Raw genomic sequence first — 20,868 nt, 5'->3', positions numbered from 1 at the left:
GGTGCGGCGACCGACCCGGAGCCCCGCCATGGACCTCAAAGCCATCCTCATGGGCCTCGCCTTCGCGGCGATGTGGTCCTCCGCCTTCACCTCGGCGCGGATCATCGTGACCGCGGCGCCGCCGCTCTTCGCGCTGTCGCTGCGTTTCCTGATCTCGGGGCTCCTGGCCATCGTGATCGCCCGCGCGCTCGGTCAGGGCTTCGGCCTGACGCGGGCGCAGTGGCGCGCGACCCTCGTCTTCGGCATCTGCCAGAACGCGCTCTATCTGGGCCTCAACTTCGTCGCGATGCAGAGCGTCGAGGCCTCGCTCGCCGCGATCATCGCCTCGACCATGCCGCTCATGGTGGCCTTTGCCGGCTGGGCCGTCCTCGGGCAGAGACTGCCGGCGCTGGGCGTCGCGGGCCTCGCCGCGGGGGTCGCGGGTGTCGTCGTCATCATGGGGGCGCGGCTGTCGGGCGGCGTCGACCTCGGGGGCGTGGCGCTCTGCGTGCTGGGCGCCGCGGCGCTGGCCACCGCCACCCTGTCGCTGCGCTCGGCCAGCTCGGGGGGCAACGTGCTGATGGTGGTGGGCTACCAGATGCTGGTCGGTGCCGCCGCGCTCCTCTTGCCCGCGCTGGTCCTCGAGGAGCCGGTGTTCGAACCGTCCTGGACGCTCTTCTGGGCCTTCGCCTACACCACGATCGTGCCCGGGGTGATCGCGACGCTCGTGTGGTTCCTGCTCGTCGACCGCATCGGGGCGGTCAAGGCCGCGACCTTCCACTTCCTCAACCCCTTCTTCGGGGTGGCCATCGCCGCCGCGTTCCTCGGCGAGGCGCTGGGCGCCCTCGACGTCGTGGGCGTGGCGATCATCGCGGCCGGCATCCTCGCGGTGCAGCTGTCGCGGGCCCAGAAGGTGCCGCCGCCGGCGGAATGACGGGGCCCGCGGCGCGCGCGGGCCCCGGGACGCTCACTCCTCCGCGTCGAGCGGGACGGTGATCGCCGGGTTGTGGTCGAAGAAGTTGAACGGCGCGAGCGTGATCGACTTCCACATGAGCGGCATGACGGGCCAGTCCTCCATCCGCGGGATGTGGTGGAAGCCCATCGTGTACCACGCCACGATGTCGGTGTCGGCGATAGAGCGGTCCTCCTCCATCCACGCGAGCAGGCTGTCCGATCCGTCGCCCTGGAAGGCGTATTCGCCCCCCGCATAGCGCTGGTCGCGGTCATAGGGCGTCACGTAGAGGGTATGCGCGATGTAGGGGTTGCGCATGGCCGGCGGGTCCATGGTCACGTCGAGCGGGCTGTAGGCGACCGAGTTCCCCGGATTGATCATGTAGCTCGGATGATGGCCGAGCTTGCGGGTCTCGTTCATGTTGCCCACGTGGTACATGGCCGGCGTCTCGGGAGTGATGCGGTACTTGGCCTCTCCCTCGGTCATGGGCATGTCGTGCTCGGTCACCCAGAGCGTGCGGCGCGGGATGTCCGCGGGCGCCTCGGCCGGCACGATCCCGGTCCGCATGAAGCTGTTCGCGGTGCCGTCGATGTCGAAATCGAGCCGGAAGTTGAAGAAGTGGTCGTGGTTCGGCGCCACGAGGTTCGGCGCGATCAGGGTGCCGTGGGCGGTGTCCTCCGCCGCGGTCGGATCGGTGATCGACGTCGCCGCCACCCCCTTGACCGCGTCGAGCCCGGTGGAGCCCACGGCGATGTGAATGCGCCCGGACTGGTCGAAGCGGTAGTCGATCAGGTAGTCGTAGTTCCCCACCTCCGACGCCGAACGCACCACCAGTTCCGTCGCCGGCCGGCCCTCGGTCGGGGTAAAGGTCTCTGGCCCCTGGGCGAAGACCTCGAAATGCCGCCAGGCCGGATCGCCGACCTGCCGCTCGAAGATGCAGACCGCGTCGGGGATCTCGAGCGGGGTGCCGTCATCTGCGTGAACGAGCGCCGGCAGGTAGGTCGCGTAGGCGGGACAGTCGACGCCCGCGCGCAGCGGCGACAGGAAGATGCCGAAGCCGTATTCGCCCGAATCCATGTAGGTCCGCCAGTACCAGCCTTCGGACGGGTCCATGTAGGGCACGAAGACCTCGGAGAGGTGCGCCTGGTAGAGCACCTCGCGCCCATCGGCGCGGATGTCCGACAGCACGACCCCCGGGCGCTTGTCGATGCGCCAGCGGAACGACCACATGTCCCACGTGACCCGGCTGCCGTCCACGGTGACGTTGCCCGCGCCCTCCTGCGCGAGGCCCGCGCGCGTCACGCTCTCGCGCAGCTCCATGTCGTCCCGCGCGCCGATCTCTTCGGTGGTGTAGCCCCAGGGGTCCTCGGGGATCGGCACCACGCCCGTGTCGATGACCTCGACCACCTCGCCGCCGGTCAGGTCGACGGTGGCATAGAGCCCCTCGATCGGCCGGGCATACCAGTTCGATTGCTCGGGCAGGAGATAGCAGGGCACCTTCATCAAGCGGCGCCCCTCCTCGTCGGGATCGCCGAAGGCGCCCGCGGTCAGCGGCAGGCAGAACACGTCGTCGGGCGTGACGCCGCGCGCCTCGAGCCCCGCGATGAAGTCGGGATGCGAGAGCGCAAGCTCCATCGCGCCCACGAATTCCTCGAGCAGCAGCATCGACTGCCCCTCGGCCGGGGCCCATTCCACAACGCTGCCCGAATCGAGATCGACGAGACCGCGGAACGTGCCCTCCGCGGTGGTGACGTTGACGCGCACCTGCCGGCGCTCGGGCGTGCCCTCCTGCCACTCGAGGACGAAGTCCTTCTCGGGCTCGTAGAGCTCGATCAGCGGCCAGCGGCTTTCTTCGGTCACGTGCCCGGCTTCGGCCAGGATGGTGCGCGTCGCGGTCATCTCTTCCGCGGTCAGCCCGTCGAGCGGGTGCGCCCCCGCCGACGCGGCACAAAGAAGCGCCGCCGCGCAGGCAAGGTGTGATGTTTTCGGAACCGGCATCCTGTCCTCCCTCGGTATCCCTCGGGGGAACGCTAGCTGCGGGGGATGGCCTGCGTAAACGGAAAGTTGCATCCGCGGGCGCGGCTGCGCGGAACCGGGGCGGGGCCTCGAGGGCTTCGTCCACGTGATGCCCCGCACGACCCGCCGCATCGTCCTGACCGAGACCCCGCGCATCCCCTGGGACGGGCTCGTCCTCGGCTGGGGGGCCATGCTGCCCTTCGCGGCCTTGGCCGGCATCGCCTGGGGGGCCGGCGAGCCCTGGCCCGGTCTTGCGCGCGAAGCCGCGCGTCTCTGGGCGGGGGCGATCCTGATCTTCCTCTCTGGGGTGCGCCGGGGCCTCAGCTTTCGCACCGAAGGCGGACCGCGGGCCGCGCAGCTCGTCACCTTCGCGGTGCTCTTCTTGAGCGGGGCCGCGATCCTCGTGCTGCCGCCCGACTGGGCGCTGCCGCTCGGGAGCCTGGCGCTCGCGGCGCTCGCCGTGGCCGATCCGCTGGCTGCGCGCAGCGGCGCCGCTCCGCACTACTTCGCACGGCTCAGGCCCGCGCAGATGGGCGTCGCCGCCTTGGCCGTCGCCGCGTGCTGGGCGGCGACGGGCTGAATCGCGCGGTTCCCCACCATGTGGCCCATCGGGTAGGATCGTCCCGCAACCGGGCGCCACATCCGGAAGGACGGCCATGAACATCAAGGAAGCCGCGGCGGCCAGCGGGCTGCCGTCGAAGACGATCCGCTACTACGAGGAGATCGGGCTCGTCGCGCCGGCACGCGCAGCCAACGGGTACCGGGCGTTCAGCACGCGCGACGCGCATGTGCTGTCGTTCCTCGGGCGCGCGCGGTCCCTCGGCTTTTCCATCGAGGAGTGCCGCACGCTCCTGTCGCTCTACGACGATCGCGGGCGGGCCAGCGCCGACGTCAAGCGCGTCGCGCATGCGCACCTCGCCGACATCGACCGCAAGATCGACGAACTGCGCGCCATGCGCGAGACGCTGCAGCAGCTGGTGGACCGCTGTCACGGCGACGACCGGCCCGACTGCCCGATCCTCGAAGGGCTCGCCGGTCAGTCTCCGGGGTCCGGCGACAGCTCGTCCGGGTAAAAGCACGCGGCCCGATGCGCGCCGCCGACGAGCGCGGGGTCGTTGTCGCGACAATCGGGGCGGGCGACGGGGCAGCGGGGCGCGAAGCGGCAGCCGCCCGTCATGTCCGCGCCCGCATCGCCCGGCAGCACCACGCGCCCGCTGCGGCGGCCGGGTTCCGGCCGCGGCACGGCGCTCAGGAGCGCGGCGGTATAGGGATGGCGCGGAGCGGCAAAGAGGTCCTCCGCCGCCGCCTCTTCGACGATGCGCCCGAGATACATGACCGCGACGCGGTCGGTCACGTGGCGGATCACCGACAGGTCGTGGCTGATGAAGAGGTAGGAAAGGTTCAGCCGCGCCTGCAGGTCGAGGAGCAGGTTCAGGATCTGGCTCTGGATCGACACGTCGAGGGCCGACACCGCCTCGTCGAGGACGACGAGGTCCGGATCGAGCGCCAGCGCCCGCGCGATGACGACGCGCTGCCGCTGCCCGCCCGAGAGCGCACCGGGCCGGCGGCCGGCCATGCTGCGGTCGAGCCCCACGAGCGACATGAGTTCGGCCACGCGGTCGGCGCGCGCCCGCGCTGACCCGGTGCGGTGGATCGCCAGCGGCTCGCCGATGCTGTCGCCGATGCTCATGCGGGGGTTGAGCGCCGCGGTTGGGTCCTGGAACACCACGCTCATGCGGCGCGCGATCTCGCGCGCGGGCATCTCGGCCACGTCGCGGCCGTCGAACCGCACGCTGCCCGAGGTCGGTGCCTGCATCCCGAGGACGGCGGCGCCGGCGGTGGATTTCCCGCAGCCCGATTCGCCGACGAGGCCCAGGATCTCGCCGCGGCCCACGGTCAGCGACACGCCGTCGACCGCGCGGACATGGCGGGTCACGCGGCGCAGCGCGCCCTCGCGGATCGGGAAGTGCACGTGCAGGTCCCGCACGTCGAGAAGCGGTTCGGTCATGTCACCTCCTCGCTGCGCCAGCAGGCGGCGGCATGTCCGGGAGCCACCTCCGCGAATGGCGGCGATTCGGCGCGGCACGTGTCGATGGCGAGCGGGCAGCGGGGGGCGAAGCGGCAACCCTGCGGCCAGTCGGCGGGCGCGGGAACCGCCCCGGGGATCGCCGGCAGGGCGGTCTTGCGCGGGCCGTCGAGGCGCGGGATCGTCCGGAGCAGCAGCGCCGTGTAGGGGTGCCGCTGGCGCGCGAACAGCGTGGCCGCCGGCGCCTGCTCGACGATACGGCCGGCATACATCACGGCGACGCGGTCCGCGACCTCGGCCACCACCCCCATGTCGTGGGTGATGAGCAGGACCGCGGTGCCGGTCTCGTCCCGGAGCCGCGCGATCAGGTCGAGGATCTGCGCCTGCGTGGTGACGTCGAGCGCCGTCGTCGGCTCGTCCGCGATCAGGAGCCGCGGCCGGGTGATCAGCGCCATGGCGATCATCACGCGCTGGCACATGCCCCCCGACAGCTCGTGCGGGTACTGCCGCATCCGGAGCCGGGGATCGGGAATCCCCACGTCGGCGAGCATCGCGGCGACCCGCTCGGCGGCGGCCGCGCGCGGCATGGGATCGTGCAGGCGCAGCGCCTCCATCACCTGCGCGCCGATGCGCATGGTCGGGTCGAGCGACAGCACCGGTTCCTGGAAGATCGTCGAGACGACGCGCCCGCGCAGCCCGTCCATGCGGTCGGGCCGCGCGGGGTCGATCGCGTGGCCGTCGAGCGTGGCGCGGGCGGCGCGCGGCGCGGCGGCCTCGGGCGCGAGGCCGAGGATCGCCATGGCGGTCATGCTCTTGCCGCAGCCCGATTCGCCCACGAGCGCGAGCGTCTCGCCCGCCGCGATGGACAGGCTCACGCCGTCGACCACGGGCGCGCCGCGGATCTCGACGGTGAGGTCCTCGATGGCGAGAAGCGGGCTCATCGCGCAGGCTCCGCCACGGCCGCGGACCAGGGATGGTTCGGGTGCGCCATGCCGACGCTCCCGCCCTCGGCGCGCATCACCGCCGAGGGCACCGAGAAGCGGACCGGGTAGAGCGTGTCGGCCACCACCGCCACCTTGTGGCTGCGCGCGATGCGGCCCGCGGCATCGGCCGGCGCGGTGTCGGGCACGGCGACGAGCGGCGAGGACGCGTCGATGCGCGGGGCATGGAACGCCGTCTCGAGGTCCATGCCCACATCGGCGAGATAGGACAGGATCTGCGCGATGGCCGGGAAAATCTGCCGACCGCCCGCCGCGCCGAGCGCCAGCACCGGCGTGCCGTCCCGCGCCGCGACGAGCGGACACATGTTGGCCAGCGGCCGGGTGCCCGGCGCGATGGCGTTGGGTGTGCCGGGGCGCGGGTCGAACCACATCATGCCGTTGTTCAGCGGCAGGCCGGTGCGGCCCGACACGACCTTTGCGCCGAAGCGCGACAGGAGCGTGTTGGTCAGCGACACGAACGTGCCGTCAGCGTCGACCGCGCTGATATGGGTCGTGCAGCTCTGCCCGCCATGGGGCTGGGTGCGGAGCCGCACCTCGTAGGCCGCGCGGATCGCGTCGGCGCAGGCGGCCATGTGCGCGCCGTCGGCGGCGCCGCCGGGGACGATCGACGTCGTCATCCGCCCGAGCGCGTCGGCGAGGGCCGGACCGCCGCTTGCGCCCGGCACCAGCGCGAGGTCGAGATCGCGGTAGCGCGCGCCGAGCGGCGCGCGCCAGGCGGGCCTGTAGGCGGCGAGGTCGGCGGCCTCGATCGGCGCACCGCCTTCGGCAAGGTCCGCGAGGAGCAGCGCCGCGCTCTCGCCCTCGTAGAAGTCGCGCGGTCCGGCCTCTGCCAGCCGCTTCAGCAGCGCGGCCTTCGCGGGCCAGGGGCGCGCGATCTCGGCCGTGCCTTCGGGCAGCGCGGGCGCGCGGCCGTCCTCGAGAAAGAGCGCCGCGGCATCGGGACAGCGCGCGAGGTTCGGCGCGTCGATGGCAAGGCAGAGCGCGGTGTACCAGTCGACCCTGAGCCCGTGCTCGGCCTCCGCGATGGCGGGCGCCAGCGCCTCGGCAAAGGTGAGCGAGCCGAAGCGCTCGAGCGCTTCGGCGAGGCCCGCGACCGCGCCCGGCACGCAGACCGACGTCCAGCCGCGCAGGTTGCGGTCGTCCACGACCGCCGGCCAGTCGAACCAGTCGCCGTCGCGCCCGCCCGCGGGCGGGTAGTCCGCCGGATCGACCCGGCTGCCCGAGGCGACGTTGAAGTCGAGGACCTGCGCCGCGCCGTCGCGGTCCATGCGGACCATGAAGCCGCCGCCGCCCAGGCCCGACAGCCAGGGCTCGACCACCGACAGCGTCAGCGCCGCGGTGACGGCCGCGTCGACCGCGTTCCCGCCGGCCGCGAGGGCGGCCGCGCCGGCCTCGGCCGCGCGCCAGTGCTGGCAGGCGACCATGCCGCGGGGGCCGTGCGCCGCGCGCTTCTCCGTGCGCCAGACGCTCACAGCCGCGCCTCGAGCGGGCGGAGGTCCGCAGAGACCGGGCGGTGGCCCACATGGCCGGTCTCGGCATGCCAGTCCGCGATCTGCCCTGCGGTGGCGATCCAGACGTCCCCCGCCTCGGCGATCTCTTCCCAGAGACGTTCCAGCATGGCGACGCGGCTCGCCCGGCCCGAGATCCATGGATGCACGGTCTGCATGAAGAGTGCGCCGTAGTGCCGGCCGGCATCCCACTCGTCTCGCCAGGCCTCGCCGATCTGGCGGGCGGGCACCGGCGGCCACTTGTCGGCGCCGCCGCCCATGAACTTGAAGTAGATGGCGTCGTCGGTCAGCCACTGGATCGGGACCTCCGTGATCCCGTCGATCTCGTAGGGGTGGTCGAAGCCGCTGAGCGAGCTGTCCCACGCGATGTCGCGGTCCTTCAGCGCCGCGATCATCTCGGCCGTCATCTCCCACGCGGGAGAGCGGAAGCCGCGTGGCGGCCGGCCGGTCTGCGCCTCGAACAGGGCGAGGGACCGGTCGAGCGCGCGGCGGAAGGTGTCGATGTCGGTTTCGGCCACGAGTTCGTGCAGCCAGCCGTGCAGGCCCACCTCGTGGCCGCGTTCGACGAGCGCCGGCAGCACCTCTGGGTGCAGGTCGGCGACGACGCCCGGCACGAAGAACGAGCCGCGCACCTTCACGCGGTCGAGCATGTCGAGCAGCCGCCAGAGGCCTGTGCGCACGCCGAAGCGGCGCGCCTCGACGGTCGCGATGGTGCGCGGCAGCCCCTTGCGGTGCTGCCAGAGATAGGGGCTCTCGGCGTCCACGTCGACGCTGAAACAGGCGGCGGACCGGCGCCCCCCGGGCCAGGCGTAGTCGGTCACAGCGGCTCCTTCTTGTCCTGGAAGACGGCGCTCGTGCCGATGGAATTGCCGCCGTCGACCGCGAGCGTCGCGCCGGTCACGTAGGACGCGGCCTGAGAGGCGAGCCAGAGCGCGGCGCCGGGTGCGTCCGCGGGCCCGCTCTGCCGGCCGAGCGGGATGCCCGCGGTCGTCGCCTCAACATGGGCATCGGTCAGCGGGCTCGCGGCGCTGCCGGGCGCAAAGCCCGGCTCCAGCGCGTTCACGCGGATGCCGAAGCGCGCGAGTTCCAGCGCGAAACCCTTGGTCAGCCGGTCGAGGGCGGTCTTGGACGTACAGTAGGGCACGACCGTGGTGCGCATCTTGCGCGAGGCGCCCGAGGAGACGTTGATCACTGACCCGCCCTTTCCGGCGGCGATCATCTGCCGCGCGGTGCCGCGGGTCAGCGCGAAGACCGCCCGCAGGTTCACGCCCATGATGCGGTCCCATTCGGCAAGGTCGATGTCGAGAAGCCAGCCGGACGGGAAGACGCCGGCATTGTTCACGAGAATGTCGGGCGCGCCGAACAGGGCCTCGGCCCGCGACAGGAGCGCCTCGAGGTCGGCATCGCGGGTCAGGTCCGTCACGATGGTCTCGGGTCTGTTGGGCAGCGTGGCCGCGAAGGCGTCGAGCCCGGCCGCGTCGGCATCGGACAGGAGCAGGCGCATGCCCTCGGCCGCGAAGGCCTCGGCCATCCAGCGGCCGTAGATGCCGGCCGCCCCGGTGATGACGGCGCACTTGCCGTCGAATTCGCCTTCGTAGTTCATTCAGCTCTCCTCAATCCGATCCGCGGTCGACGCGGTCGCGCAGGGTGTCGCCGATGACGTTCACCGATAGCACCAGCAGGAACAGGCACAGGCCCGGGAAGGTCGCGATCCACCACGCGGTCGACACGTAGTTGCGCCCGGTGGACAGGATCGACCCCCAGGACGGGGTGGGCGGCTGCACGCCGAGGCCGAGGAAGGACAGGCCCGCCTCGAACAGCACCATGAGCCCGAATTCGAGCGTCGCGACGACGATGATCGGGCCGATGATGTTGGGCAGCACGTGACGCCACAGCAGCCGCACCGGCCCCGCCCCTGTGAAGCGCGCGATGCGCAGGTAGGGCATGGTCACGACCGACAGGGTCTGGCCGTAGGCGACGCGGGCGTAGCGCGGCCAGCGGGTGAGCGCCAGGACGACGACCACGTTGACGATGCCCGGTCCCAGCACCGCGACCGTGATGATCGCAAGCAGGATCGGCGGGATCGACAGCACGATGTCCACGACCCGCATGATGATCGTGCCGGTCCAGCCGCCGCGCAGCGCCGCGACCATCCCGAGCGCGGTGCCGATGATGCCCGACGCCACGACCGAGGCGATGGCGACCGCCAGAGAGATGCGCGCACCGTGGACGATGCGCGACAAGAGGTCCCGCCCGAGTTCGTCCGAGCCGAGCAGGTAGAAGGTGTCGCGCGCCGTGGTCCCGGGCGCCTTCAGCCGGCCGAGCAGGTTCTGCGCGTCGGGGTCGTGCGGCGCGATCAGCGGCGCGAAGACCGCCACGAGCACGAAGCCCGCGAGGATCGGGATGAAGGGCCAGAGCGCGGGGCGCGGGCGGGGTAGGGTGCGCGCGATCATGTGGCCCGTCCCCCGAGCCGGATGCGCGGATCGACCGCGCTGTAGAGAAGGTCCGCCACCAGGTTGAGCAGGATCGCCGCCGCGGCGCCGAGCAGCACGACGCCCTGCACGACGGGAAAGTCGCGCGCGTTGATCGACTGCACCGTCAGGAGCCCCAGCCCCGGCCAGGCGAAGACCGTCTCGACGATGACGGCCCCGGCCAGGAGGTTCGCGATCTCGAGCGCCGCGACCGAGATCACCGGGATCGCGCCGTTCCGCAGCACGTGGCGCACGACCGTCGCGCGCGCCCCGAGGCCGCGGGCGCGGGCTGCGCGGACATAGAGCTTGGGCATCTCGTCGAGGATCGAGGTCCGCGCGATCCGCGCGAAGGTCGCCATGGACAGAAGGCCGAGCGCGACGGAAGGCAGGATCATGGAGGAGACCGATCGTGCGCCCGAGGTCGGCAGCCAGCCGAGGGTGATGCCGAAGACGAGGATCAGGAGGATGCCGCTCCAGAACGTGGGCAGCGACTGGCCGGCATAGACGAGCGCCATCAGCGCCTTGGCGCCGCGGCTCTGCCGCCGGACGCCCATGTAGATGCCCGCGGGCAGGCCGAGTCCGAGCGCCACGACCAGCGCGCCGCCGGCGAGCCACAGCGTGTAGGGCAGGCGCGCGGCGATGATGTCGGCCACCGGCACGCCCTGCGCCACGGACCGGCCCAGATCGCCCTGCACGAGGCCTGCGAGGAAATCGGCGTACTGCACCGGCAGCGGCCGGTCGAAGCCGAGGCTGACACGCAGCTGCTGCAGGTCGGCCTCGGTGGCGTTCTCGGGCGCGAGCAGCAGCACCGGGTCGCCCGTCATCCGCGCGAGGAAGAAGACGAGCGTCGCGACGCCCCAGAGGGCAATCATCGCCTGGAAGAGGCGCGCGGCAAGGAAGGCGGCCATGGCGGTCGAAGGCTCCGTCTCGGCGGTGGCGCGGTGGGGGGAACGGGGCCGGGCGGGCCGGCCCCGCAATGGTCACTCGGACCAGTCCATGCGGTTCAGGAACATGCTCTCGTTCGGCGTCGGCTGCCAGACGAGGTTCGCGTCGGCGCCGTAGAGGATCGCCGCGCGGTAGAGCGGCACGAAGGGCACGAGCTCCGCCACGCGCTCGTTGACCTGATGGTAGAGCTCCTGCCGCTCCGTCTCGTCGAGCGTGTTGCGCGCTTCGCTCAGCAGGCGGTCGAAGGTCTCGTCGCGGGTCTTGGACCAGGACGAATCCGAGTCGAGCAGCGGATAGAGCACGCCGTCGGCGTCCTGGCAGGCGCAGGACCAGCGGCCGAAGCTCATGTCGGGAGCGTCCGCGGGCGCCGAGCGCACCTTGGAGAGGTAGGTGGACATGTCGGTCATCTCGATCGACACGTCGAGGCCCACGTCGGTCAGCATCTGCTGCAGCGCCTGCACGATGCGCTGGTCGAAGACCGGCGAGGTGGCAAAGGAGAACTCGCGGTCCGCGGCCTCGCCCAGGCCCTCGATGATCTCGCGCGCCGCCTCGGGATCGTAGGGCACGCCCTCGACGCCGCCGCCGTAGCCCGCGTGCACCTCGGTGATCATGCTGTCGATCGGCGCGTCGAAGCCGCCGAGCAGGCCCTCGACGATCAGTTCCTTGTCGATCGCCATGGCGACGGCGCGGCGCAGCTCGACATCGTCGAGGCCGGGCTTCTGCGCGTTGAGGTTGAGGTAGCCCACCCGTTCGGTCAGCACGTCGCGCACCTCGACCCCCGCGGCGCCCTGCAGCTGCAGCGCGAGATCTGGATCGAGCGACACGACCAGATGCGACTGGCCCGCCTGCAGGTTGGCGACCCGCGTCGCCGCGTCGGGCACGGCGCGGAACTCGGCCGCGGCGAAGGGCGCGGTGTCGCCCCAATAGGCATCGTTGCGGGTCAGCGTGACCTGCACGCCGCGCTGCCACTCGTCGAAGGCGTAGGGGCCCGAGCCCACCGGCGCGAGGTTGAACGCCTCGGTGCCGACCTCCTCCACGTGCGCCTTGGGCACGATGGACAGCTTCACGAGCTGCGCGAGCAGCGCGGGATAGGGCGTCTCGGTGGTCAGCGTGACCTCGTTGTCGCCGGTGACCTCGGCCCCGGTGATGGACGAGAACTGGCCGAGCTGCGGCGAGCCGAACTCGGGATCGGTGATGCGCTCGACCGAGAACACCACGTCCTCGGGCGTGAGCGCGGTCCCGTCGTGGAAGGTCACGTCGTCACGGATGGTGAAGGCGATCTCGGTGTCCGAGACGTAGGTCCATTCGGTCGCGATCTGCGGCGCGATCTCGCCCTCGTCGGTCCGGGTCAGCAGGTTGTCGAAGATGTTGCGGTAGACGTAGTAGCTGTCCGGGTTCCACTGCATGTGCGGATCGAGCGACGAGGGCTCGTTCACGATGTCGATCACCAGCGTCTCGGGCGGGGCCGCGGACGCCGGCAGGGGCGCGACGAGCGCCGCGATCGCAAGCGCCGCCGCAGCGGTGGCCTGCCTCAGTCCCAGTGTTCCGGGCATGGTCTGTCTCCTCTGTCGGTCCGGTCTGTTGTCGGTTCAACGTGGTCCGGTCTGCCGGCGTTGCCACGCCGCGGGCCGGGAGCGGGTGGCGCGACCCGCGCCGCATCCAGAAGGATGTCGGTCGCCGTTGCCCGGAAGCTCTCGATCTGCGCGGCGATCGCCGTCTCTGCCGCGCCCGCGTCGCGGCGTGCGAGCGCCGCGAAAAGCGGCGCGAGCGGGACCGGCGGGCTGGCAGGGCCGAGCGCAAGGATGCGCGCGCCGCGGTCCCAGAGATCGGCGAGCGCGCGGGCGAGAAAGGGATTGTCGAGCCGTGCGGCGAGCGTGTCGCGGAGCTGGCGTGCGGCCGCGTGCGCCGCCGCCCGGTCGCCCGCGTCGAAGCTGCGCCGGACGAGCGCGTCGCGGCCCTGCAGCAACGCCGCCTCCTCGGGGTCGAGGGGGACATGGGCGAGGGCCGGCTCGATCCTGAGCCGCGCGGCGACGATCCGGCGCAGCTCGGCCCCCGTCACGGGCGCGACCTGCCAGCCGCGCCGCGCCGCGGCCTCGATGATGCCGCTCTCGGACAGCCGCGCGAGCGCGCTGCGCACCGCCGCGCGGCCGAGCGAGAAGCGCGCGGCCAGCGCGCCCTCGGAGAGCGTCGCGCCCGGGGCCAGGTCGCAGCACATGATCGCGTCCCGCAGCCGGCGGTAGGCGAAGTCCTGCATCGGCTCGGGGCCGGGCGCCGTCGGCGTGAAGGGCGATTGCGGATCGAACATGATGAGGCAGGGTTTAGCGTGCCGTCTGACATGTCAAGGCTGCGAACCTGAGATGTCAGTCCGGGCGCGGGATCCGCGCGTGGTCTGCGTGCGTTTGCAGCAGGGGAGAGAGGGAGGCGCCAATGGGCGAACCACGACGGAACCGCGTGACGCCGCACGGCGAGATCGTCGCGCACGCCGCGCGCGGCACGGTCATGGGCAATCGCGGCATCCTGCACGGGCCGGACGGCACGCTCGGCAGGGCGCGGTGGCGGCACCACGCCTGGGTCGCCTGCCTGCTCGACTTCAAGGGCAGGCGGCGCAGGATCATGGCGCCGGGCAGCTACACCGAGCTGTTCTTCACCGACGAGGCGGTGGCGCTCGCCGCGGGCCACCGGCCCTGCGGCGAGTGCCGGCGGATCGACTACCTTCGGTTCCGAGACGCCATGGCCGCCGCCGATCCCGCGCTCGGACCCGCGCCCGGGGCGGGCGACCTCGACCGCGTGATGCATGCCGCCCGTGTCGATCCCCGCTCGCGGCGGCAGGTGACGCACGCGGCGCGGCTGGATGCTCTGCCCGACGGCGCGTTCTTCGAGGACGTGGAGGGGGCGCCCGCGACCCTGCACGACGGCCGCTGCCTGCGCTGGACGCCCGAGGGCTACGTCGCAATCCCGCGGCCCGGGGGAACGGTGCGCGTCCTGACACCGGCCCCGACGGTCGCGGCGTTGCAGGCAGGCTACGCCCTCCGGGGCTGGGCGCCTGACGCTGGGTAAAACATTTTTGTCATCGGGTGACGAAGCCTTACCTTAACCTCCAGATAATACCCTCCGGTCCGAACGACCTTTCCGTGGGCGGGAACACGGCGGGACAAGAACAGGCATTTCGAGACGCATGTCATTTCAGACAAGGTTCAAGGACATGAGCTGCCCGGGGGCGCAGATCGCGGCATTGCCGGTCCGCGTGGACGGATCGGGCATACTGCGCGTGCTCATGGTCACCTCCCGGGACACCGGCCGCTGGGTGATGCCCAAGGGCTGGGAGATGGACGGCAAGAAACCGTGGGACGCCGCCGCCATCGAGGCGCTGGAAGAGGCGGGCGCCAAGGGCACCATCGCGAAGGTGCCGATCGGCGAATACGTCTACGGAAAGGTGCTGGACGACGGCAAGGTGCTGCCGTGCCGCGTCCGCCTCTACCCGATGGTCGTGGACAAGCTGAAGCGCAACTGGAAGGAACGCGGACAGCGCAAGCGGTGCTGGTTTCGGCCCCGCGCAGCGGCGCGCCGGGTCGACGAACCCGAGCTGGCGCAGCTCCTGGCGAAACTCGACAGCTGCAAGCCCGGCAGCCAGCCCTGGCTGCAGGACCTGCTCTGACGGCGTCAGGCCGTGGCGGAACTTGGGTCCGGAAACGACAAGGGCCGCACCGGCGGGATGCGACCCTTGCGCTCCAAAAGCGCGTGCGACCGACCGCGAGTGGCCCCTCAGCCTTGCGGCCGGCCGGTCCGCACTTTCGAAACCAATGCCCGGATGCTCTGGGCCGAGAACGGCATCTCGTCCAGAACCACGTCCTCGCCCTCGGGGATCTCGAACGTCCGGTTCGAGGTCAGCACGACGAGCGCCGCATCCCGTGCGCGCAGCAGCGGCAGCAGCGGATTCCCCGCGAGCGGCTTGCGCGGCGACAGCATGAACAGCGCCGTCAGCGGCCGCGGTGCCGCGACCGCGTCGACGGCGTCGTCCAGCGTGCGGCAGAACACGACCGACGCACCGGGATCGATGTCACCGATGCTGTGTGCCGCGTCCTGTCCGACGAAACTGTCGTCGCTCAGCACGACATAGCGTCGCTCGGCTTCCGGTCGGGAAATGGGCGAGACTCCTTCGGGAATCAGATGTGTTTCCATGGACCACCCATGGAACGTTCCGAAGATCCGCGCATTAAACTGTGACATACCGGAAGGGCATTAATGTCTATCAAATGCAGAAATTGCCCGATACGCGGACTTCCGCTCTTCCAGCAGATGACGGATTCCGAACTCGCCTTCATGGAGGGGTTCAAGGTCGGCGAAATGCAGGTCCAGCCCGGCACGCCGCTTCTGTCCGCGGGCGCGAGTTCCCCGCAACTCTTCACCGCGCTGCGCGGCTTCGGGCTGCGCTACAATCTCCTGCCAGACGGACGGCGGCAGGTTCTGAGCTTCATCTTTCCCGGTGACCTGATCGGGCTCCAGTCCGGCGTGATGCACCAGATGACGCACCACGTCGAGGCGACGACCGCCATGACGCTGTGCGTGTTCAACCGCAACCAGATCTGGTCGCTGTTCCGGAACCTGCCCGCCCGGGCCTACGACCTGACCTGGCTCGCCGCGTCCGAGGAGCGGTTCCTGGGCGAGGCATTGACCGCGATCGGACAGAAATCCGCCCTCGAGAGCCTGTGCTGGGCACTCGCGCGGATCTATCGCCGGCTCGAGGCGCTGAAGCTCGACGACACGAAATCGGTGCCGCTGCCCTATCGCCAGCAGGACCTCGCGGACGCGCTGGGGCTCTCGCTCGTGCACACCAACAAGACGCTGGCCCGGCTGCGCGAGCGGCAGGTGGCCACGTGGAACGACGGGCGGCTCACCGTCAACGACATCCACCAGCTGGAAGAGATGGGGCTTGTCGAATCGCGGCTGCCGCAGACCCGTCCGCTGATGTAGGCGCGCCGCCACGCCCCGCGGGCGGGGTCCGCCCGCCCGGTTGCGCGGGACGCCCGTTGCGTCGAAGGTGCGTGGATCGCCCGACGCATCCGGAACGCGCCTTCATGTCCGACCGCCACGCCCTGCCGCTCTACATCCAGTTGAGCGAGATGCTCATCCGCGAGATCAAGGCGGGCCGCTATTCCGAGGGCGAGCGCCTGCCGCCCGAGCGCGACATGGCGGCGTCGCTCGGCACCTCGGTCGGCACGCTGCGCAAGGCGCTGGCGGACCTCACCGACAAGGGCATGCTGGAACGGCGGCAGGGCTCGGGCAACTACGTGCGCGCGCGCTCCGATGCCAAGTCGGTCTACGCCTTCTTCCGGGTGGAGCTGATCGGCGGCGGCGGCCTTCCGCGCGCGGATCTCCTGTCATTCGACGCCTGCCCGAAATCGGCCGCACCCGCGCCGTTCGGCGCCGCGGACCGCGCCTACCGCATCCGCCGGCTGCGCTCGCTCAACCGCCAGCCCGCTGTGCTCGAGGAGATCTGGCTCGACGGCGCCTTCGCGGACGGCATCGATCCCGACGACCTGTCGGAATCGCTCTACCTCTTCTACCGCGAACGGCTCGACCTCTGGATCACGCGGGTCGAGGACCGGCTGGCGGTCGGCGCGGTGCCGCACTGGGCGCCGGCGACGTTCGGCGTTCGGCCGGGCGCCACCGCGCTCGTCGCCGAGCGCCGCGGCTGGGCGCAGGACGGCCGCGAGGCGGAGCTGTCGCTGAACTGGATCGACACCTCGGTCGCGGTCTACGTCTCGCGCCACGGCTGAGCCGCGTTCAGGCGGCGGTGTCGAGCCAGATGGTCACGGGACCGTCGTTGACGAGGTGCACCTTCATGTCGGCGCCGAACCGGCCGGTGGCGACCTCGATCCCCTCCGCTTGCAGCCGGGCCGCGACATGCTCGTAAAGCCGCCGGCCCTCGTCGGGCGCCGCGGCGGCCGAAAACCCGGGCCGGTTGCCGCGCGAGGTGTCGGCGGCGAGCGTGAACTGGCTGACAACCAGCGCGGCGCCGCCCGCGTCCTTCACCGAAAGGTTCATCTTGCCGGCCGCGTCGGCAAAGATGCGCAGCCGCGCGATGCGCTGGGCGAGCTTCTCGGCCTCCGCCTCGGTGTCGCCCTCCATGGCGCAGACGAGGATCAGGAGGCCCGGGCCGACCTCGCCCAGCACGGCGCCGTCGACGCGCACCGACGCCTCGGTCACCCGCTGGAGAAGCGCCCTCACAGCTCGTGATCCCAGGGCGGGTTCGCGCCGGCGCGGCTGACGGTGACGGCGGCGGCCCGGCCCCCCAGGCGCACCGCGGGCTCGAGCGCGGCGGGATGGGCCGCGCGGAGCGCCTCGCGGGTCAGGAGCCCGTCGCGCCAGAGCCCGCAGAGCAGGCCCGCGTTGAACGTGTCTCCCGCGCCCACCGTGTCGACCACCGTCGCGGACTCGGCCGGGATCCGCGTCGTGCCGGCGGCGGTGGCCATGTCCGCGCCCTCGGCCCCGCGCGTCACGAGGACGAGCGCCGCGCCGCCCGAGATCAGGCTTTCGGGCGTGACGTCGAGCCAGGACATGTCCTCGTCCGACACCTTGACGATGTCGGCGCGGCCAAGCATCGCCGACAGCCGCGCGCGGTACCGGGCCGCATCGCGTATGAAGCCCGGCCGCACGTTCGGGTCGATCATCACGACCCGCCGGCCGGCCTCGCGTTCGGCCAGCGCGGCATAGGTATCGGCGGCGGGTTCGGAGACAAGCGAGATGCCCCCGAAGAACAGGGCCGCGACCTCGTCGCCCAGGATCGGCAGGTCCGCCGGATCGAGCATCCGACCGGCCGTGTTCTCGTCGTAGAAGGCGTATTGCGCGTGCCCGTCGGTAAGCGTCACGAAGGCAAGCGTCGTCGGCCGGTCGCTGCGCGCGCAGTGGCGGGTGTCGACCCGCGACTGTTCCAGCCCCGAGGCCAGCATCTGCCCGAAGAGGTCGTTCGACACGCCGCCGAAAAAGCCCGACGGCGCGCCGAGGCGCCCGAGCGCGATCGCGGTGTTGAAGACGGCGCCGCCCGCGTAGGGCGCGAAGGCGGGTTCGCCCGCGGCGCTCTCGCGCGGCAGCATGTCGATGAGGCTCTCGCCGCAGCACAGGATCACGTGTCCCCTCCTTCTGATCGGCCGGTGCGCGAGACCATGCCGCCCAAGCCCGCCCCGCGCAAGGTGGCGACCAAGGTCAGGACCGCGCGGCGACGTAGCCCACGATGGCGGCCACCACGAGGCCGGCCAAAACGGCGAGCGCGATCTTCCACGCCGACCACGGCCGCTCGCCCTGGACGCGGCCGGTCTGCCCGTTCAGCACGATGCGGTAGGTCTCGCCGCGGAACTTGTAGGCGGCGAGCCAGACCGGCAGCAGCACGTGCTTGAAGGTCACGTCGCGCACGTCGGTGTCGACGCGGCCGACCCGCTGGCGGTCCCCGCCGATGTCGAACTTCACGTCGCGCTCGATCTGGCGGTCCATGACCGCGCGCGCCTCGGCGAAGCCCGCGTCGAGCTCCACCGTGTAGGCCTCGGCGCGGAACCCCGCGACGTATTCCGGCCGGTAGGGTTCGAGCCGCGTCAGGTCCCACGGGGGCAGGGCGTCGGTGTAGGTCTTCGGCAGCGATTGCGAGGCGAGCACCAGCACGTCGTCGAAGAACCGCGCCACGCGCCCCGAGACCGGCGTCCAGCGCACCTTCTGGACCTGGATCGTCTGCGGCTTGCCGTCCCGGACCACCGTGCGCGTCTCGTAGTAGACCGTCCCGCGCTGCCCCGTGTAGCGCGAGGCCGTGTCGGCGTCGAACGTCCAGTAGGGCACGTAGATGCCCTGCATCCGCCGCCCCTTGCGGGCATAGTCCTTGAGCCCGTTCGGCGCGAACCAGAGCGTGCCGAGCCAGGTCGACACGGCCTGCCGCGCCTCCTCCTCGCCGATGGCGAAGGGCAGGAGGCCGCGCGGCTTGATATGGCGGTTCTCGCCCGTGTCGGTCACGACCGGCGTGGCGCAGAACGGACATTCCGCGGCATGGCTCGCGGGATCGAATTCCACCTGCGCCCCGCAATTCGGGCAGGACGAGACGCGCGTGATCTCCATGTCCTGCAGCGGCAGCAGGTTGTCGAGCGCCGCGCGGAAATCGAGCTCGCGCAGTCCCCCTTCCCACGGCCCGCGCGGCGCCACGGCCTCGGCATGGCCGCAATGGGCGCAGCGCAGCTCCGCGGCGGCGGGATCGTAGCGCAGGTCGGCGCCGCACTGATCGCAGGGAAAGCGGTGTTCCTCGACGGGGCTTCCGTCTGCGCCGGGCGGCGGGGGCGGTGGTGGGGGCGTGGCTGTCATGGGCGCAGCCTAGGCGGCGCGCGGGGGGACTCAAGACGGAATCGTGCCGCCGCTTTACGCCATCTTCACCCCGGGCAGCGCATAGCCTCGGGCGGCCGGGATGAGGCGGGGGGCCGCGGATGAAAGGGCACGACCTGCAGGCACTGATCGCCCGCGCGCTCGACGCCGAGGGTGCGTGCGCGCAGGCGCTGCGCGCGGCGGCGATCGGGGACGGCACCTGTGCCGATCCGGGCCTCGGGGCAGAGACCGCGCGACGGCTCGCCGCCCTTGCGGAGGCGCTGCGCGCGGATACGCGGACGGACCCGGTGGCGCCGCTTCTCGGTCCGCTCGGCGCCTCCTATGCGCGCGAGGCGGACCGCATCGCGGGGCTCATCGCCCGGGGCGAGCGCCGCCGCGCGCTCGAGGCGATGGCAGCGGGCACGTTCGGCGCCCGCACGCGCGAGCTGCACGCGCGCCTCGCGGCGCTGCGTGCGGCGGCCGTCAGCTCCTGAAGCCGGTTCAGCCCGCGGGCGGCGGGGGCGGCGGCGGCGGGGGCATGACGGTGAAGAGCTGCGCCAGCTCGGTCACGTCGCCGGCCTTCATCCAGCCGTCCTGCCCGGCGGTCCACACGAGCGTGTCGCGGGTGAGCGCACCCTCGGCGGCCATCCGGCCCATGCGCGCCTTCGAGAACGGGCCCTGCGTCTGGCCGTTCTCCGCGATGTGCCAGACATGTTCGACCGGCGGCGGGGGCGGCGTGGCGGCGCCCGCGGCGACAGACGCGGCGCCCCAGGGACCCGCGCGGCCCGCCTGGCCCGCCATCTGCATGCCGAGCCCCGCGCCGAAGCCCATGCCCATGGCGCCGCCCGCGGCGCTGCCGCCATCGGCAAAAGCCTCGGCCGCGCGCCATTTCATGTGCTCGTCGAGATTGCCGGCGATCCCGCGCGAGGTCCGCGCGTCGAGCGCCTTTTCCACCGCGGGCGGCAGCGAGATGTTCTCGATGTAGAGCTCGGGCATCACCAGCCCGTAGGTGGCGAGGGTCTTCGACACCTCGCCGGCCACGAGCCGGCCGAGATCGGCGGTGTTCGCCGCCATATCGAGCACCGGGATACCGGAGGAGGCCAGCACGCGCCCGACCTCCTGCACGATGATGTTGCGGATCTGGAACCCGATCTCGGCCATGGTGAATTCGCCGTCGGTGCCGACGATCTCGGTCAGGAAGAGGCCGGGATCGGTGACCTTGACGCTGTAGGTGCCGAAGGCGCGCAGCCGCACGGGCCCGAATTCCGGATCGCGCGCGATGATCGGGTTCTTGGTGCCCCATTTCAGGTCGGTGAAGCGGGCGGTCGAGACGAAGTAGACCTCGGACTTGAACGGCGACCGGAACCCGTGGTCCCAGTGCTGCAGCGTGGTCATGATCGGCATGTTGTTGGTCTCGAGCATGTAGAGCCCGGGTGTGAACACGTCCGCGAGCTGCCCCTCGTGCACGAAGACCGCCGCCTGGCCTTCCCGCACGGTGAGCTTCGCCCCGTACTTGATCTCGTGTCCCTCGCGCTCGAAGCGCCAGACCATGGTGTCGCGGGTGTCGTCCGTCCAGTGGATGACGTCGATGAACTGGCCGCTCAGGAAGTCGAGGATGCCCATCCGTAGTCCCCTT

At 71.6% G+C, this 20,868-nt stretch carries 23 protein-coding genes; 8 read left to right on the top strand and 15 right to left on the bottom strand.

Annotated elements, in window-relative coordinates; genetic code table 11:
• The first annotated feature begins 28 nt into the window (after positions 1 to 28).
• Positions 29 to 913, top strand: a complete 885-nt coding sequence (locus RISW2_RS05335) for a DMT family transporter (protein ID WP_043767603.1) — start codon at positions 29 to 31, stop codon at positions 911 to 913.
• Between the two features lie 33 nt (positions 914 to 946).
• Here the strand turns inward: RISW2_RS05335 and RISW2_RS05330 are convergent, their stop codons facing one another.
• Positions 947 to 2,929, bottom strand: a complete 1,983-nt coding sequence (locus RISW2_RS05330; RefSeq protein ID WP_043767600.1) for a copper amine oxidase — start codon at positions 2,927 to 2,929, stop codon at positions 947 to 949.
• Positions 2,930 to 3,056: 127 nt separating this feature from the next.
• Here RISW2_RS05330 and RISW2_RS05325 point away from each other — a divergent pair, with 127 nt between their 5' ends.
• A complete protein-coding gene (locus RISW2_RS05325; RefSeq protein WP_043767596.1) occupies positions 3,057 to 3,527 on the top strand; it encodes a DUF3429 family protein in 471 nt (156 codons plus the stop codon).
• Between the two features lie 76 nt (positions 3,528 to 3,603).
• Positions 3,604 to 4,020: a Cu(I)-responsive transcriptional regulator gene (gene cueR / locus RISW2_RS05320; RefSeq protein ID WP_043767592.1), complete on the top strand. Its 417-nt coding sequence runs from the start codon at positions 3,604 to 3,606 to the stop codon at positions 4,018 to 4,020.
• Here the strand turns inward: cueR and RISW2_RS05315 are convergent.
• The 9 genes from RISW2_RS05315 to RISW2_RS23430 form a co-directional block, all read right to left on the bottom strand.
• A complete protein-coding gene (locus RISW2_RS05315; RefSeq protein ID WP_043767588.1) occupies positions 3,984 to 4,955 on the bottom strand; it encodes an ABC transporter ATP-binding protein in 972 nt (323 codons plus the stop codon). The genes cueR and RISW2_RS05315 overlap by 37 nt on opposite strands.
• Positions 4,952 to 5,914, bottom strand: a complete 963-nt coding sequence (locus RISW2_RS05310; protein WP_043767586.1) for an ABC transporter ATP-binding protein — start codon at positions 5,912 to 5,914, stop codon at positions 4,952 to 4,954. Before RISW2_RS05310 ends, RISW2_RS05315 begins: the two co-directional genes overlap by 4 nt.
• Positions 5,911 to 7,446, bottom strand: a complete 1,536-nt coding sequence (locus tag RISW2_RS05305; protein ID WP_211238667.1) for a gamma-glutamyltransferase — start codon at positions 7,444 to 7,446, stop codon at positions 5,911 to 5,913. Before RISW2_RS05305 ends, RISW2_RS05310 begins: the two co-directional genes overlap by 4 nt.
• A complete protein-coding gene (locus RISW2_RS05300) occupies positions 7,443 to 8,303 on the bottom strand; it encodes a polysaccharide deacetylase family protein (RefSeq protein ID WP_043767583.1) in 861 nt (286 codons plus the stop codon). Before RISW2_RS05300 ends, RISW2_RS05305 begins: the two co-directional genes overlap by 4 nt.
• The gene (locus RISW2_RS05295; RefSeq protein WP_043767580.1) at positions 8,300 to 9,085 is read right to left on the bottom strand and encodes an SDR family NAD(P)-dependent oxidoreductase; all 786 of its coding nucleotides are present in this window, start codon (positions 9,083 to 9,085) and stop codon (positions 8,300 to 8,302) included. The genes RISW2_RS05300 and RISW2_RS05295 overlap by 4 nt, the downstream gene beginning before the upstream one ends.
• A 10-nt stretch (positions 9,086 to 9,095) precedes the next feature.
• Positions 9,096 to 9,935: an ABC transporter permease gene (locus RISW2_RS05290; protein WP_043767576.1), complete on the bottom strand. Its 840-nt coding sequence runs from the start codon at positions 9,933 to 9,935 to the stop codon at positions 9,096 to 9,098.
• Positions 9,932 to 10,861, bottom strand: a complete 930-nt coding sequence (locus RISW2_RS05285) for an ABC transporter permease (protein WP_043767572.1) — start codon at positions 10,859 to 10,861, stop codon at positions 9,932 to 9,934. The genes RISW2_RS05290 and RISW2_RS05285 overlap by 4 nt, the downstream gene beginning before the upstream one ends.
• Before the next feature lie 72 nt (positions 10,862 to 10,933).
• Complete coding sequence (locus RISW2_RS05280; protein ID WP_043767569.1) at positions 10,934 to 12,451, bottom strand: ABC transporter substrate-binding protein; 1,518 nt, start codon at positions 12,449 to 12,451, stop codon at positions 10,934 to 10,936.
• Positions 12,430 to 13,203, bottom strand: coding sequence for a GntR family transcriptional regulator (locus RISW2_RS23430; RefSeq protein ID WP_051491815.1), 774 nt, complete (start codon positions 13,201 to 13,203; stop codon positions 12,430 to 12,432). Before RISW2_RS23430 ends, RISW2_RS05280 begins: the two co-directional genes overlap by 22 nt.
• Before the next feature lie 122 nt (positions 13,204 to 13,325).
• Between RISW2_RS23430 and RISW2_RS05270 the strand changes: the two genes are divergently transcribed.
• Both RISW2_RS05270 and RISW2_RS05265 read left to right on the top strand, forming a co-directional pair.
• Positions 13,326 to 13,955 (top strand): hypothetical protein, encoded by a 630-nt coding sequence (locus RISW2_RS05270; protein WP_043767566.1) that lies wholly within the window; start codon positions 13,326 to 13,328, stop codon positions 13,953 to 13,955.
• Between the two features lie 145 nt (positions 13,956 to 14,100).
• Positions 14,101 to 14,553, top strand: a complete 453-nt coding sequence (locus RISW2_RS05265; RefSeq protein ID WP_043767563.1) for an NUDIX hydrolase — start codon at positions 14,101 to 14,103, stop codon at positions 14,551 to 14,553.
• A 107-nt stretch (positions 14,554 to 14,660) separates the two neighbouring features.
• Here RISW2_RS05265 and RISW2_RS05260 read toward each other — a convergent pair whose 3' ends face one another.
• Complete coding sequence (locus tag RISW2_RS05260) at positions 14,661 to 15,077, bottom strand: hypothetical protein (protein WP_156943783.1); 417 nt, start codon at positions 15,075 to 15,077, stop codon at positions 14,661 to 14,663.
• A 63-nt stretch (positions 15,078 to 15,140) separates the two neighbouring features.
• Here RISW2_RS05260 and RISW2_RS05255 point away from each other — a divergent pair, with 63 nt between their 5' ends.
• Together RISW2_RS05255 and RISW2_RS05250 are read left to right on the top strand one after the other, a co-directional pair.
• A complete protein-coding gene (locus RISW2_RS05255; RefSeq protein ID WP_043767557.1) occupies positions 15,141 to 15,869 on the top strand; it encodes a Crp/Fnr family transcriptional regulator in 729 nt (242 codons plus the stop codon).
• Positions 15,870 to 15,973: 104 nt separating this feature from the next.
• The gene (locus tag RISW2_RS05250) at positions 15,974 to 16,675 is read left to right on the top strand and encodes a GntR family transcriptional regulator (RefSeq protein ID WP_043767910.1); all 702 of its coding nucleotides are present in this window, start codon (positions 15,974 to 15,976) and stop codon (positions 16,673 to 16,675) included.
• Positions 16,676 to 16,682: 7 nt separating this feature from the next.
• Here the strand turns inward: RISW2_RS05250 and dtd are convergent, their stop codons facing one another.
• The 3 genes from dtd to RISW2_RS05235 form a co-directional block, all read right to left on the bottom strand.
• Positions 16,683 to 17,126, bottom strand: a complete 444-nt coding sequence (gene dtd / locus RISW2_RS05245) for a D-aminoacyl-tRNA deacylase (protein WP_043767555.1) — start codon at positions 17,124 to 17,126, stop codon at positions 16,683 to 16,685.
• Positions 17,123 to 18,025 carry a carbohydrate kinase family protein gene (locus tag RISW2_RS05240; RefSeq protein WP_043767553.1) on the bottom strand — a complete coding sequence of 301 codons (903 nt, stop codon included), beginning with the start codon at positions 18,023 to 18,025 and terminating at the stop codon, positions 17,123 to 17,125. The genes dtd and RISW2_RS05240 overlap by 4 nt, the downstream gene beginning before the upstream one ends.
• Positions 18,026 to 18,101: 76 nt before the next feature.
• Positions 18,102 to 19,235: a TFIIB-type zinc ribbon-containing protein gene (locus RISW2_RS05235; protein ID WP_043767550.1), complete on the bottom strand. Its 1,134-nt coding sequence runs from the start codon at positions 19,233 to 19,235 to the stop codon at positions 18,102 to 18,104.
• 119 nt (positions 19,236 to 19,354) lie between these two features.
• Between RISW2_RS05235 and RISW2_RS05230 the strand changes: the two genes are divergently transcribed.
• Positions 19,355 to 19,726 carry a hypothetical protein gene (locus tag RISW2_RS05230; protein ID WP_043767548.1) on the top strand — a complete coding sequence of 124 codons (372 nt, stop codon included), beginning with the start codon at positions 19,355 to 19,357 and terminating at the stop codon, positions 19,724 to 19,726.
• A gap of 7 nt (positions 19,727 to 19,733) precedes the next feature.
• On the opposite strand, the gene RISW2_RS05225 is transcribed toward RISW2_RS05230, so the two are convergent.
• Entirely contained in the window at positions 19,734 to 20,855 is a 1,122-nt protein-coding gene (locus RISW2_RS05225; RefSeq protein ID WP_043767545.1) for an SPFH domain-containing protein, read from the bottom strand.
• Positions 20,856 to 20,868: the final 13 nt, after the last annotated feature.

Source organism: Roseivivax isoporae LMG 25204 (assembly GCF_000521865.1).
GTDB lineage: Bacteria > Pseudomonadota > Alphaproteobacteria > Rhodobacterales > Rhodobacteraceae > Roseivivax > Roseivivax isoporae.
Note: the sequence above shows the minus strand (reverse complement) of the source record. Positions and strands in the feature narration are given on the sequence as shown.